This is a genomic window from Flavobacterium glaciei (genome assembly GCF_003350545.1).
Lineage (GTDB): Bacteria > Bacteroidota > Bacteroidia > Flavobacteriales > Flavobacteriaceae > Flavobacterium > Flavobacterium glaciei.
In genome coordinates, this window is sequence record NZ_QQBA01000003.1 from 59,021 (window position 1) to 71,257 (window position 12,237).

General features: G+C 34.8%; 12 protein-coding genes. 9 read left to right on the plus strand and 3 right to left on the minus strand.

Annotated features, from left to right (window positions below; translation table 11 throughout):
* Positions 1-121: 121 nt before the first annotated feature.
* On the minus strand, positions 122-874 hold the full coding sequence (locus DFR66_RS03730; RefSeq protein ID WP_114753510.1) for an SDR family NAD(P)-dependent oxidoreductase: 753 nt from the start codon (positions 872-874) through the stop codon (positions 122-124).
* A gap of 50 nt (positions 875-924) precedes the next feature.
* Positions 925-1,797 carry an aldo/keto reductase gene (locus tag DFR66_RS03735; protein ID WP_114753511.1) on the minus strand — a complete coding sequence of 291 codons (873 nt, stop codon included), beginning with the start codon at positions 1,795-1,797 and terminating at the stop codon, positions 925-927.
* 212 nt (positions 1,798-2,009) lie between these two features.
* Here DFR66_RS03735 and DFR66_RS03740 point away from each other — a divergent pair, with 212 nt between their 5' ends.
* The 9 genes from DFR66_RS03740 to DFR66_RS03780 all read left to right on the plus strand — a co-directional run bounded on the left by DFR66_RS03740 (position 2,010) and on the right by DFR66_RS03780 (position 11,658).
* Positions 2,010-3,014 (plus strand): AAA family ATPase, encoded by a 1,005-nt coding sequence (locus DFR66_RS03740; RefSeq protein ID WP_114753512.1) that lies wholly within the window; start codon positions 2,010-2,012, stop codon positions 3,012-3,014.
* 81 nt (positions 3,015-3,095) lie between these two features.
* Positions 3,096-3,959, plus strand: a complete 864-nt coding sequence (locus tag DFR66_RS03745; RefSeq protein ID WP_114753513.1) for a DUF58 domain-containing protein — start codon at positions 3,096-3,098, stop codon at positions 3,957-3,959.
* A gap of 114 nt (positions 3,960-4,073) precedes the next feature.
* Complete coding sequence (locus DFR66_RS03750; protein ID WP_114753514.1) at positions 4,074-5,705, plus strand: hypothetical protein; 1,632 nt, start codon at positions 4,074-4,076, stop codon at positions 5,703-5,705.
* The gene (locus DFR66_RS03755) at positions 5,705-6,706 is read left to right on the plus strand and encodes a vWA domain-containing protein (protein ID WP_114753515.1); all 1,002 of its coding nucleotides are present in this window, start codon (positions 5,705-5,707) and stop codon (positions 6,704-6,706) included. The genes DFR66_RS03750 and DFR66_RS03755 overlap by 1 nt, the downstream gene beginning before the upstream one ends.
* 124 nt (positions 6,707-6,830) lie before the next feature.
* Complete coding sequence (locus DFR66_RS03760; RefSeq protein ID WP_114753516.1) at positions 6,831-7,862, plus strand: VWA domain-containing protein; 1,032 nt, start codon at positions 6,831-6,833, stop codon at positions 7,860-7,862.
* 48 nt (positions 7,863-7,910) lie between these two features.
* Positions 7,911-8,666: a tetratricopeptide repeat protein gene (locus DFR66_RS03765; RefSeq protein ID WP_114753517.1), complete on the plus strand. Its 756-nt coding sequence runs from the start codon at positions 7,911-7,913 to the stop codon at positions 8,664-8,666.
* A gap of 20 nt (positions 8,667-8,686) precedes the next feature.
* A complete protein-coding gene (locus tag DFR66_RS03770; RefSeq protein ID WP_114753518.1) occupies positions 8,687-10,435 on the plus strand; it encodes a BatD family protein in 1,749 nt (582 codons plus the stop codon).
* Positions 10,436-10,484: 49 nt separating this feature from the next.
* Positions 10,485-10,865, plus strand: coding sequence for a GxxExxY protein (locus DFR66_RS03775; RefSeq protein WP_114753519.1), 381 nt, complete (start codon positions 10,485-10,487; stop codon positions 10,863-10,865).
* 46 nt (positions 10,866-10,911) lie between these two features.
* Positions 10,912-11,658, plus strand: a complete 747-nt coding sequence (locus DFR66_RS03780) for a tetratricopeptide repeat protein (protein ID WP_114753520.1) — start codon at positions 10,912-10,914, stop codon at positions 11,656-11,658.
* A gap of 54 nt (positions 11,659-11,712) precedes the next feature.
* On the opposite strand, the gene DFR66_RS03785 is transcribed toward DFR66_RS03780, so the two are convergent.
* Positions 11,713-12,216, minus strand: a complete 504-nt coding sequence (locus tag DFR66_RS03785) for a CvpA family protein (protein WP_114753521.1) — start codon at positions 12,214-12,216, stop codon at positions 11,713-11,715.
* Between the last annotated feature and the right edge of the window lie 21 nt (positions 12,217-12,237).

Consider the following 12,237-nt stretch of genomic DNA (forward strand, 5'->3'; position numbering starts at 1 on the left):
CAGATTTAAAATTTATTATAAATCTGCGAATCTGCGGTTAATTTTTGATCCATTAAATTGCTTATTATTTTCATTTTAAAAACAAATTGTAATTCGCCATGTTTGAAGGTTTTATAAATATTTAATCTCTTTTCAAAATAGTTGCAGCAGCTTGTGCTGTGGGCAACACCATCAAATCGGCAATGTTTACGTGGTACGGTCTGGAAACTACAAAGTGAATAATATCAGCAATGTCTTCGGGATGTAATGGTTCAAACCCTTTGTAAACATTGGCAGCTTTCTCTGTGTCGCCTTTAAAACGCACTTCGCTAAACTCGGTTTCTACGGCGCCAGGATGAATGGCACCCACGCGAATTCCGTACGGATTCAAATCCATTCTCATGGCTTGGTTCAGTGCATCAACAGCATGTTTGGAGGCGCAATAAACGTTTCCGTTTGGATATACTTCTTTTCCGGCAATAGAACCTATGTTGATAATATGACCTGATTTCCGCTCGATCATTTGTGGGATTACAGCTTTTGAAACATATAAAAGGCCTTTGACATTGATGTCAATCATGGCGTCCCAATCGTCTAAATCTCCGTTTTGAATGGGATCTAAACCATGTGCATTTCCAGCATTATTGATTAAAACATCAATTTTAGCAAAGGCTTCTGGGATGGAATTGATACTATCAAAAACCGCTTTTTTATCTCGAACATCAAATGACAAAGTATGCACTTCGGTAAATTTCGAAAGCTCCTTTTCAAGAACTTCTAAGCGGTCCTCACGGCGTCCGCAAAGAATAATTTTATAATTGTTTTTTGCTAATATTTGTGCTGTTGCTTTACCAATTCCACTGGTGGCTCCAGTTACTAAGGCTGTTTTAGTCATGAGTATTTTTTCTGTTTTAGATTCTAAAGTTGCTGTGTTGCATACTAATTTTAGGCAACATCATGCCCCATACTTGCTGCCCAGATGGCAAACCAATCTTCTTTGTCTAAATCTAATTCGACAGCTTTCATGAGTGATTGAATTCTGGCTACATTTACTGTTCCTGCAATAGGAATTACTTGAGCCGGATGTTTTAAAACCCAAGAAAGTAAAATCGAATCCGATCCCAAATGGTATTTTGCAACTAAGGTCGCTAATAATTGTTTCAATCGTCTGGTTTGTGGAATATCTTTTCTAAAAATGGATCCAAGTGGATTCCAGGACATTGGGCGAATGTTGTTGACTTGCATATAATCAAAACTTCCGTCCACCATAGGTTCAAAATTCGTTGCCGAAAACTGTACTTGATTGTATAAAACTTCTGTTTTTTGACGAATCAATTCTGTTTGCGAGGAAGTGAAGTTAGAGAGTCCGAAATCAATAATTTTACCGTCTGCTTTTAGTTTCAAAACCGCCTCTGCAATTTCATCCGCTTGCATTAATGGGCTGGGTCTGTGTAGTAAAAGAACGTCTAAATAATCCGTTTGTAGATTTTTTAAAGAGTTTTCAACTGACCAAATAATATATTCTTTTGAATATTCATAATGTTTAATGGTATTAACGCGGTTTTCAGTCACCATTTGGATACCACATTTGGATATTAATTGCATTTTTTCTCGTGCAATTTTACTCGAGGAAAAGGCTTTTCCAAAATCTGATTCGGTGGTGTAATCACCGTATATATCGGCATGATCGAAAGTAGTAATTTTGTTTTCTAAGCATACATTAATCATGTTTTCCATTTCTTTGGTATTGAGATTTTTATCCCAAATCCCCCAATTCATGACACCCGCTACAATTGGCGATAATTTTGTTTTATTCATGGTTTTTATTTTTTATTGAAATTCATATTTCTGCTATTTCTAAGTATATCGTTCAAAGTTCTTAAAAATATAAAAATTGTATCATAATTCGTCCTTAAAATTAGGGTTTTTGTCGAAGTTTTAACCATTTTTTAACATCTTACTTCTAAAAAAAAATTCAATTTGCACCATCAAAACAGAGGCAATAAACGTAAGGTTTTAAAAACAATAAAATGGAAGAAAATACAGCGACTTTAGACATCAGGGCAATCAATGAAAAAATTGAAAGAGAGAGTGCTTTTATAGACCTTCTCACAATGGAAATGAACAAGGTTATCGTAGGTCAAAAGCACATGGTGGAGCGATTGTTAATTGGACTTTTAGGTCAAGGTCATATTTTGTTAGAAGGAGTTCCCGGATTAGCAAAAACCTTAGCGATAAATACTCTTTCGCAAGCTATACATGGATCTTTCAGCAGAATTCAATTTACTCCTGATTTATTGCCAGCCGATGTAGTGGGAACTATGATTTACAACATTAAAGCCAATGAATTTTCAATAAAAAAAGGACCAATCTTCGCTAATTTCGTCCTTGCCGATGAGATTAACCGTGCGCCTGCCAAAGTACAATCAGCATTACTGGAAGCCATGCAGGAAAAGCAAGTGACTATTGGTGATACTACTTTCAAATTAGACAGACCATTTTTGGTTTTAGCTACTCAAAATCCAATTGAACAAGAAGGAACATATCAATTACCTGAAGCTCAGGTCGATCGTTTCATGTTGAAAACGGTTATTGATTATCCAAAAATGGAAGACGAGCGTTTAGTAATTCGTCAAAACCTAAAAGGAAGTTATGAAAAAGTAAATGCTGTAGTTTCAGTGGAACAAATTTTACGTGCTCAGGAAGCAGTTCGTGAAGTTTACATGGATGAAAAAATAGAAAAATACATACTTGATATCATTTTTGCCACGCGTTATCCAGAGAAATATAAATTAGCTGATTTGAAACCATTAATCAGTTTTGGAGCATCACCACGAGGAAGTATCAATTTGGCCACTGCCGCAAAATGCTACGCTTTTATCAAACGTCGCGGTTATGTAATTCCGGAAGATGTTCGTGCTGTAGTGCATGATGTATTACGTCACAGAATTGGAGTTACCTATGAAGCCGAAGCCGAAAATATTACTTCAGTAGACATTATCAACAAAATCGTAAACGAAGTAGAAGTACCTTAAAGTTTGTTTAAGGTTTAAAGTTTCAAGTTGTTGGATTAAGAACTTGGAACGTTAAACTTTTAAACTTTAAACAAATTAAAAATGGATACAAAAGACCTCTTAAAAAAAGTCCGAAAAATAGAAATCAAAACCCGAAGATTGAGCGATCACATCTTTTCGGGTGAGTATCATACGTCTTTTAAAGGACGAGGAATGACGTTTAGTGAAGTGCGTCAATACCAGTATGGAGATGATATTCGTGCGATTGACTGGAATGTAACTGCGCGGTACAACGAAGCACACGTAAAAGTTTTTGAGGAAGAACGCGAATTAACTATGATGTTAATGGTTGATATTTCGGGTTCAGAAAGTTTTGGTTCAAAAAATCAATTCAAGAAAGACATTGTTACTGAGATTGCCGCAACAATGGCTTTTTCAGCAACTCAAAACAACGATAAAATAGGGTTGATTTTGTTTTCGGATGAAATTGAATTATATATACCGCCAAAAAAAGGAAGATCACACGTTTTGAGAATTATTCGAGAATTGATAGAGTTTCAGCCTAAAAGCCATAAAACAGATATTGCTCAAGCCTTAAAATTTTTGTCGGGAACTCAAAAAAAGAAAGCAATTGTGTTTGTAATTTCTGATTTCATGTCACAAGATTATGAGCAAACATTAAAAATAGCATCTAAGAAACACGATATCACTGGTATTCGCGTGTACGACATTCGAGAAGAAAAAATGCCGGATTTAGGAATGGTTTCTATGCTTGATGCTGAAACTGGAGCAATCGAATTGATAAATACCGGTTCGAAAGCAGTGCGAATGAATTACGAAAAAAAATACCTTGATAAAGTAAATTATTTTAAAGAAACATTCAGCAAATCAGGTTCCGGAGTTGTCAACACAAGAGTTGATGAAAGTTATGTGACGAAATTATTAAGTTACTTTAAATCGAGATAAATCCCCTCCCAGCCTCCCCAAAGAGGAGGAGTTGAAAGCGGACTATAATTTTCACGACACGGCTCCCTCTCCTTTGGAGAGGGTTGGGGAGAGGAAAAAATATTTAATATAAAAATGAAAATTAGACTTTACCTACTACTATTGCTGCTTTCGACTGCTGTTTTTGCACAACAAAAGCAAGTAGTCACGAGTATTGACACGATCAAAAATAAAATTGGTGCGGAATTTAAACTGTCCATAAAAACTACTGTTGATACTTCGTCTAAAGTGATTTTTCCAAAATTGAAAAACTTTGGTGCTTTAGAGGTGATTCAGTCATATCCTATTGATACAGTCAAAATTGACGACCGTTATGAATTAATCAAAAAATACGGTTTAACCCAATTTGATTCTGGTCGATACGTGGTTTCTAGTATCAAGATTTTTATCAATAACAAACCGTTTATGACGGATTCACTTTTGGTAGAAGTTTCTAATGTTCAAGTGGATACTTTAAAGCAAAAAATGTTCGACATCAAGGACATTGCTCAAGCGGATAACTCAATTGGAGACTGGTGGAAATACCTGTTGATTATTGCTTTGATTATTGGAATTGGTGCATTTATTTATTGGTTTATAAAAAAACGCCAAGAAAAGAAACTACAGGAAGTAATTTATAAAACGCCAATCGAAAAAGCCACTAGTTTGCTGGATTCATTGGAGAAAAAAGAACTTTGGCAAAAAGGAGAAGTCAAAGCTTATTATAGCGAATTGACGGATATTGCCAGAAACTATATCGAAGAAGCCATAGAAATTCCAGCGATGGAAAGCACTACTTTTGAACTGATTCAAGGACTTAGAGCTGCTTCTGTAAAAAAGAAAATGACGCTTTCGAAGGAAATTATTGAAAATTTGGAGCGTGTTTTGAAACAAGCCGATTTAGTGAAATTTGCCAAGTCAAAACCTTTGGATTTTGAAATCACAGAAGACCGAAATAAAATTCAAAAAGCAATTCTGACATTAGATAATTCCATTCCAGTGGAAATCCCAGTAGAGGAAGACATGTTGTTGAATGAAGCGCAAAGACAAAAGCAAATCCAAATTCAATTGCGCAAACAAAGGAACAAACGCATCGTAACTGCGGTGGCTTCGGTTTTTTTTTTATTGGCAGCGACCACCACTTTTTTCATTGTTACCAAAGGTTTTGATTATGTAAAAGACAATATTATTGGTCATCCTATAAAAGAATTATTGGAAGGTGAATGGGTAAAAAGTGAGTACGGAAATCCGGGAATTATCATAGAAACACCAAAAGTGCTTAAGAGAGTAGATTTGACAAAAACACTTCCAAAAAACGGAATGGCTTTGATTAAAGAAATGCAATCCTTTGCGTACGGAAGTGTTTTGGACCGTTTTTATGTGATGGTTTCTACACTAAAATTTAAAGCAGAAACACAAATTGATTTGGCGAAATCTATGGATGGCGCGTTGCAGTCACTTGAAGCGCAAGGAGCTCAAAACATGATTGTAAAACAAGAAGATTTTGAAACTGAAGAAGGAGTAAAGGGATTGAAAGCTTACGGAACGTTCTCCCAAATTGACGGCGAAAATAAAACTACCGCTAAAATGTACTATGAAGCAATATTGTTCAGCCAAGAAGGTGGATTGCAACAGATATTAATATTTCATGAAGAAGGAGATAAGTATGGCAACGAAATATCAGAACGCGTTTTGAATGCTGTCGAATTAAAACAAGCAAGTAAATAATGGACAAAATAACATTTTTAAACCCAGAATTTTTTTGGTTGTTTCTACTGATTCCAGTTGTAATTGTCTGGTTCATGCGAAAAAAGAACCATCAATCAGCCACGTTAAAAATAAGCTCGTTAGAAGGATTTAAAGGAACAGGATCGTATTTGACCAAGTTAAAACCAATGTTGAATGTACTTCGTGTTTTGGCTTTATGCTCTTTGATCGTAGCCATGGCTAGGCCAAGAACGGTCGATGTGAGTAATAAAACTAAAACTACTAAAGGGATTGATATCGTTATGGCGATAGACGTTTCCGGAAGTATGCTGGCCAAAGATTTGAAACCAAACAGAATGGAAGCCCTGAAAAGAGTGGCCGCTGATTTTGTTGAAGAACGACCAAATGACAGGATTGGACTTGTGGTTTATGCCTCTGAAGCGTACACAAAAACACCGGTAACCAGTGATAAAGCGGTTATTCAGAATGCTATCAACAGCATTAAATATGATAATGTTTTGCAGGACGGAACAGGAATAGGAATGGGATTAGCTACTGCAGTCAATAGATTGAAAGACAGTCAAGCAAAAAGTAAAGTTATTATTTTGTTGACTGACGGAGTAAATAATGCCGGATTTATTGAGCCCGAAACAGCATCGGATATTGCTAAACAATACGGAATAAAAGTCTATACCGTTGGAATTGGAACTAATGGAATGGCCATGTTTCCTTACGCTGTCGCACCAAATGGCACATTTTTGTTCCAAATGATGAAAGTAGAAATAGACGAGCAGTTGATGAAAAATATAGCAAGAAAGACGGATGGAAAATATTTTAGAGCAACAAGCAACAGTAAATTAGCAGAGATTTATGCCTCTATCAATAAACTGGAAACCACTGAAATCGAAGAATTAAAATTCTATGATTACGATGAAAAATTCAGGCCTTTTATATGGTTCGCCGGTTTTTTATTATTGCTGGAATTAGGATTAAGGAATACGGTTTTTAAAAGTTTTATATAAAATCCCCAGCCCTCCCCGAAGGGAAGGGAGTACAAACTGGAATATTGGAATAAAATGACCAAGTTTAGAATTTTTGATTTAGATTGAAAATCTAAGATTAAAGTTCATAAATCTAAAAATAGAAATGGAATTAGACGAAAAAAAATATTTATATCTTCTCTTTATACTGCCTTTGGTAGTGTTGGTTTTTCTATTCAATTTATATTGGAAAAGAAAAAAACAACGCGAGTTTGGCGACTTGGAAATGGTGAAAAAACTGAGTCCGGAAAGTTCAGTTTTTAAACCGGTTTTGAAATTAGTAGTAATGCTTTTAGCATTGACTGGATTAATTTTTGGATTGGTAAATCCAAAAATCGGGACTAAAATGGAAACTGTAAAACGTGAAGGAATCGACATTGTTTTTGCAGTGGATGTTTCTAAAAGTATGCTTGCCGAAGATGTAGCGCCAAACCGTTTGGATAAAAGCAAGCAAATAGTTTCGCAAATCATAAATCAGTTAGGTAGTGACAGAATAGGAATCGTGGCCTATGCCGGAAGTGCTTTTCCTGTATTACCCATTACTACGGATTACAGCGTTGCCAAGATGTTTTTGCAAAGCATGAATACCGATATGGTTTCCTCCGTAGGAACATCATTCAACGAGGCTATCAAGTTATCGTCAACTTATTTTGATGATAAAAAAACGAGTAAGCTACTGATTATGATTTCGGATGGCGAAGATCATAATGAGGGTGCTGATGAAGCCGCCGAAGAAGCGAGTAAGCTGGGAATTAAAATCATTACAATTGGTGTTGGAACTGAAAAAGGAGGGACAATTCCATTAAAAAGAAATGGAATTATAGAAGGTTTCAAGAAAGACAATAATAATGAAGTGGTTATAACTAAACTAGTTCCGGAGAGTTTAACGGCAATTGCAAAAGCCACAAAAGGAGGCTATGTAAATGGTAATAACACCAAAGAAGTTTTGGAATATGTTAAGAATGCTTTGAATAATATTCAAAAAACCGAATTTGAAGCGACCGAAATGGCTGATTTTCAATCGCAATTTCAATGGTTTTTGGGTTTTGCTTTTGTTTTCTTGTTTCTTGATGTTTTTCTATTGGAAAGAAAAACGAGTTGGGTAAACAAATTAAATTTATTTAACGAGAATAAATAATTATTTCTAAAAAGGTTTCAAAGCCTTTTAGACATACAGATATAATAAATGAAAAATTTTAAAATCATCATAATTGCCTTTTTAATCGTTGCTTTCTCTGGGACAGCCGGATTGCATGCGCAACAAAAAGATAGAATTTTGCCCAAAGCAAACCAAGATTATGCGGACAATAAATTTGTGGATGCGGAGGCTAATTACCGAATTTCGGATTCAAAATTCCCTAATAAAGCCGTTGCGCCTTTCAATCTTGGAAATAGTATTTACAAGCAAAAACAATCTTCCGAAGCTAAATTTGCGTATGCTAAAGCCTTGAAAAATTCAAAAACAAGACCACAGAAACATCGCGCTTTTCATAATCTTGGAAATGTTTTCATGAATGAAAAAGATTATACACAAGCAGTTGAAGCTTATAAAAATGCCTTGAGAAATGACCCAACCGATGAGGAAACGCGTTATAATTATGCTTTAGCAAAAAAAATGCTGAAAGAAAATCCTCCAAAGGGTGATGATAAAAAAGATGACAAAAAGGACGATAAGAAAGACGGAGATAAAGATAAAAAAGACAACAAAGACAAAGACAACAAAGACAAAGATAACAAAGACGATAAGGGAGATAAAGACAAACAAAATAAAGACCCTAAACCGAATGAAAATGGAGAGCCAAAACCAGCTCCCGGAGGAATTTCTAAAGAACGTTTAGAAAATCTTTTGAATGCAGTGAATAAAGAAGAAAAGAAAGTGCAGGATAAAGTAAATGCCAAAAAAGTACAAGGAAAACCAGTGAAGACGGAGAAAGATTGGTAGTTCAATTAGATAATTTGAAAATGAAAAGATTTATAGCAGTACTAATTTTAATGGTGTGCAATTTACTTAACGCCCAAGTGCAATTTGAGGCTAGAGTAACTAAAACAACGCTGGGCTTAAACGAGAGACTTCGTATCGATTTTATGATGAATATCGATGGGGATAATTTTGTGCCGCCTTCTTTTGAAGGATTTAGAATTATTGCCGGTCCAAGTCAGCAAGTAAGTCAATCGTGGGTAAACGGAAGAAGTTCATTTGAGAAAATATATTCTTATTTTCTTTTGCCAAATCAAAAAGGGGCTTTGGTCATCAAGCAAGCCGCAATCGAATACAACGGGCAAATTTATAAAACATCACCTATAAAAATAAATGTAACCGCCGCTACGGAACAACCTAGAGACCCGGCTGATCCTCAGATTTCCGCGGAGGGTAATCTTTATTTAGTTGCTGATGTTTCTAAAACAAATCCCTATATAAATGAACCCATTACGGTGGTTTATAAGCTGTATTTTAACAATATTGGAATCACAAACTCGAACGAAGTCAATAAACCAAAATACAATGATTTCTGGAGTCAGAATATTGAAATTAAAAGGTTTGTTGCCGAAGAAGGTATGTTTAAAGGAGAGCAATTTCGCTTTATTGTCCTTAAAAAAATAGTTTTGTATCCTCAAAAATCCGGAAAATTGGTTATAGAACCTTTAGCTTTAGATATTGATGTTCAATTACCGTCTAATCGTAGAGATATGTTTGGTAGAATGATTGTCACCGATGGAACTAAGAGAGTTTCTGCGGGGTCAAAAACCATAAATGTTAAGCCACTTCCCGAAGCAGGTAAACCGGAAGACTTTTCAGGTGCAGTAGGAAATTTTGATTTCAAAGTAACACCTACGAAAACCGATTTAAAAAACGGAGAAAGTCTGGACTTAGTAGTTAGTGTAACCGGAAAAGGGAATCTAAAATTATTCAGTTTGCCTAAACCTGTAGCGCCAAATGCCTTAGAAATGTATGATGCAGTTCATACGGAGCAGGTTAATACGCCGCTCTCAGGAATGGCTGGAAAGATTTCAGATAGTTACACCATTGTCCCGCAGTATAAAGGGAATTACCCAATAAAACCATTAAAATTTACGTATTTTGATTTGGGTTCACAAACCTATAAAACGTTGAGTTCTCAGGAAATAATGATAAATGTTCTTGACGGTCCTTCGCCTACTGATGCAACAGTAGCTTCTGGTGCAAACAAGAATAAAATAGATAAAGTAGAGCAATTTAAATTCATAAAGTCAAAAAGTAATCTTTTGACGATGAATAATAAAGATTTCTTTGGGTCTAATTTGTTTTATGGATTGTTCTTTTTCCCATTTTTGATGCTGCCTTTAATCGTATTATTCAAAAAGAAAAAAGAAGCTATTGATGGTGATATTACCGGAAACAGAATCCGAATGAATAATAGATTGGCCAAAAAATATTTATCAGAAGCCAAGAAACAAATCAATAACAAGGAACTGTTTTACATTGCGCTGGAGAAAGCAATGCACAATTTCTTGAAAGCGAAGTTGCATATTGAAACATCAGAAATGAGTAAGGACAATATTCAAGAATTGTTGTTGTCAAGAAATGCGAATCCTGAAGCGGTGAATGATTTTATTGCACTTACGGAAAACTGTGAAATCGCTCGATATGCACCATCATCAAGTGTTACGATACAAAAGGATTTTGATAAAGCGGTAGTGATTATCTCAGATTTAGAAAAACAAATTGCTTAACCACAAAGGGCACAAAGAAGGCGCTAAGAACACTAGCTTTAATAAATAAATGACTGAAAACGAAATATCAAAAATTGTATTTGAAAGTGCGCTAAAAGTTCACAAGGTTTTAGGTCCCGGATTATTGGAAAGTGCTTACGAAGAGTGCTTGTTTTATGAACTTAAAAAAAGTAATTTAAAAGTAGAAAAGCAGAAAGCGCTTCCTTTGATTTATGAAGAAGTAAAACTGGATGTGGGGTACAGAATTGATATGATTATTGAAGATAAATTTATTGTTGAGGTAAAATCTGTTGAATCTTTGACAGATGTTCATTTGGCTCAATTACTTACGTATTTGAGATTGTCGGATTGTAGATTAGGATTACTAATTAATTTTAATGTAAAATTACTAAAAGAAGGTGTAAGACGAGTTATAAATGGAACACTTTAAATAGTGTACTTTGCGGCTTCCTTGTGACCTTTGTGTTTAAATTTTTATGAAAAACATACTATACATATTATTACTTTCAACCCAGGTTTTCTTTGCCCAAAACGGCTTTGAAAAAGGAAACGAATATTATCAAAAAGCGAAATATAAGGAAGCTGTTACTGCTTATGAAAGTGTTTTGACAGAAAGTAAACACTCCTCTGAATTGTATTATAATTTAGGAAATGCCTATTATAAGTTGAACAAAGTAGCGCCTTCTATTTACAATTATGAAAAAGCATTGGTTTTAAATCCGAAGAATAATGATGCTATTAATAACTTGAAATTCGCTCAAAAAAGAACCATTGATGAAATTAAAGTAATTCCAAAAGTAGGTTTTGCAAAGCTGATTCGGGATTTTACAGGAATCTATCATTACAATACGTGGGCGTGGATTTCTGTTGGACTAGCAATGACTTTTTTGTTGTTTTTTATCGGGTATTATTTTTCACAAATTACGCTTTCAAAAAGGATTTTCTTTTTTGGAATGTTTCTGCTTTTTTTTATAATTCTGATTAGTGTTTCATCTGCCATTTTTGAAAAAAGTCATTTTGATACTGAAAAACCAGCCATAGTATTTGCTGAAAGGACTAATGTAAAAAGCGAACCTAGAGATGGTGGAAAACCGTTATTCACACTTCACGAAGGAACTAAAGTGTATGTATTTGAAACCATTGGAAAATGGAAAAAAGTGCAGCTAACAGATGGAACCGAAGGCTGGATTGAAAGCAGTGCAATTAAGGAAGTGAAACAATAGCTTTTAGGAGTTAATTTTCAGTGTTAAATACTAATATTCACTGTGAATTTTTGCTTACTTTTTCTTCAAACTACTATACCATTCCTTTAGTGACGGATACATATAACCCGCTGTTTTTTGAATTGGATTGTAAAAAAGAGAATTGTCTAAAGTTTCTTTTTTGGCTAAAATATAATTGTAATTTATTTTTTCGAAAACGGCAAAGACAATACTGATAATCAAAATTGTTTTGAGCACTCGGAAAAAACCACCGCCCAATTTATTCAACCAACCTAAAAATGCAAAATCAGCAATTCCAGTCAGGAACTTCCCTAAAATTGTTACTAATACAACCACCGCAATAAACGTAAGTATAAAGGCAACAACCTGGATTGTATTGGGATTCCATTTGACATATCCCATTAAAATGTCCCTGATAAAGGAGGAGAATTTGACGGCAAAATAAATTCCTGCTAATAGCGAAACTAACGAAGCTAGTTCTACAAAAAGTCCGTTTTTCAATCCTTTATAAAAAGCAAAGGCAAGCAGCACACCTAAAATAATATCTAAAAGTCCCATTGTAATTCAATAATAAATAGA

Bases quoted from the DNA above. Each gene is read 5' to 3' on its own strand.
- DFR66_RS03730 (WP_114753510.1), bottom strand. From the start codon at position 874: ATGACTAAAACAGCCTTAGTAACTGGAGCCACCAGTGGAATTGGTAAA.
- DFR66_RS03735 (WP_114753511.1), bottom strand. From the start codon at position 1,797: ATGAATAAAACAAAATTATCGCCAATTGTAGCGGGTGTCATGAATTGG.
- DFR66_RS03740 (WP_114753512.1), top strand. From the start codon at position 2,010: ATGGAAGAAAATACAGCGACTTTAGACATCAGGGCAATCAATGAAAAA.
- DFR66_RS03745 (WP_114753513.1), top strand. From the start codon at position 3,096: ATGGATACAAAAGACCTCTTAAAAAAAGTCCGAAAAATAGAAATCAAA.
- DFR66_RS03750 (WP_114753514.1), top strand. From the start codon at position 4,074: ATGAAAATTAGACTTTACCTACTACTATTGCTGCTTTCGACTGCTGTT.
- DFR66_RS03755 (WP_114753515.1), top strand. From the start codon at position 5,705: ATGGACAAAATAACATTTTTAAACCCAGAATTTTTTTGGTTGTTTCTA.
- DFR66_RS03760 (WP_114753516.1), top strand. From the start codon at position 6,831: ATGGAATTAGACGAAAAAAAATATTTATATCTTCTCTTTATACTGCCT.
- DFR66_RS03765 (WP_114753517.1), top strand. From the start codon at position 7,911: ATGAAAAATTTTAAAATCATCATAATTGCCTTTTTAATCGTTGCTTTC.
- DFR66_RS03770 (WP_114753518.1), top strand. From the start codon at position 8,687: ATGAAAAGATTTATAGCAGTACTAATTTTAATGGTGTGCAATTTACTT.
- DFR66_RS03775 (WP_114753519.1), top strand. From the start codon at position 10,485: ATGACTGAAAACGAAATATCAAAAATTGTATTTGAAAGTGCGCTAAAA.
- DFR66_RS03780 (WP_114753520.1), top strand. From the start codon at position 10,912: ATGAAAAACATACTATACATATTATTACTTTCAACCCAGGTTTTCTTT.
- DFR66_RS03785 (WP_114753521.1), bottom strand. From the start codon at position 12,216: ATGGGACTTTTAGATATTATTTTAGGTGTGCTGCTTGCCTTTGCTTTT.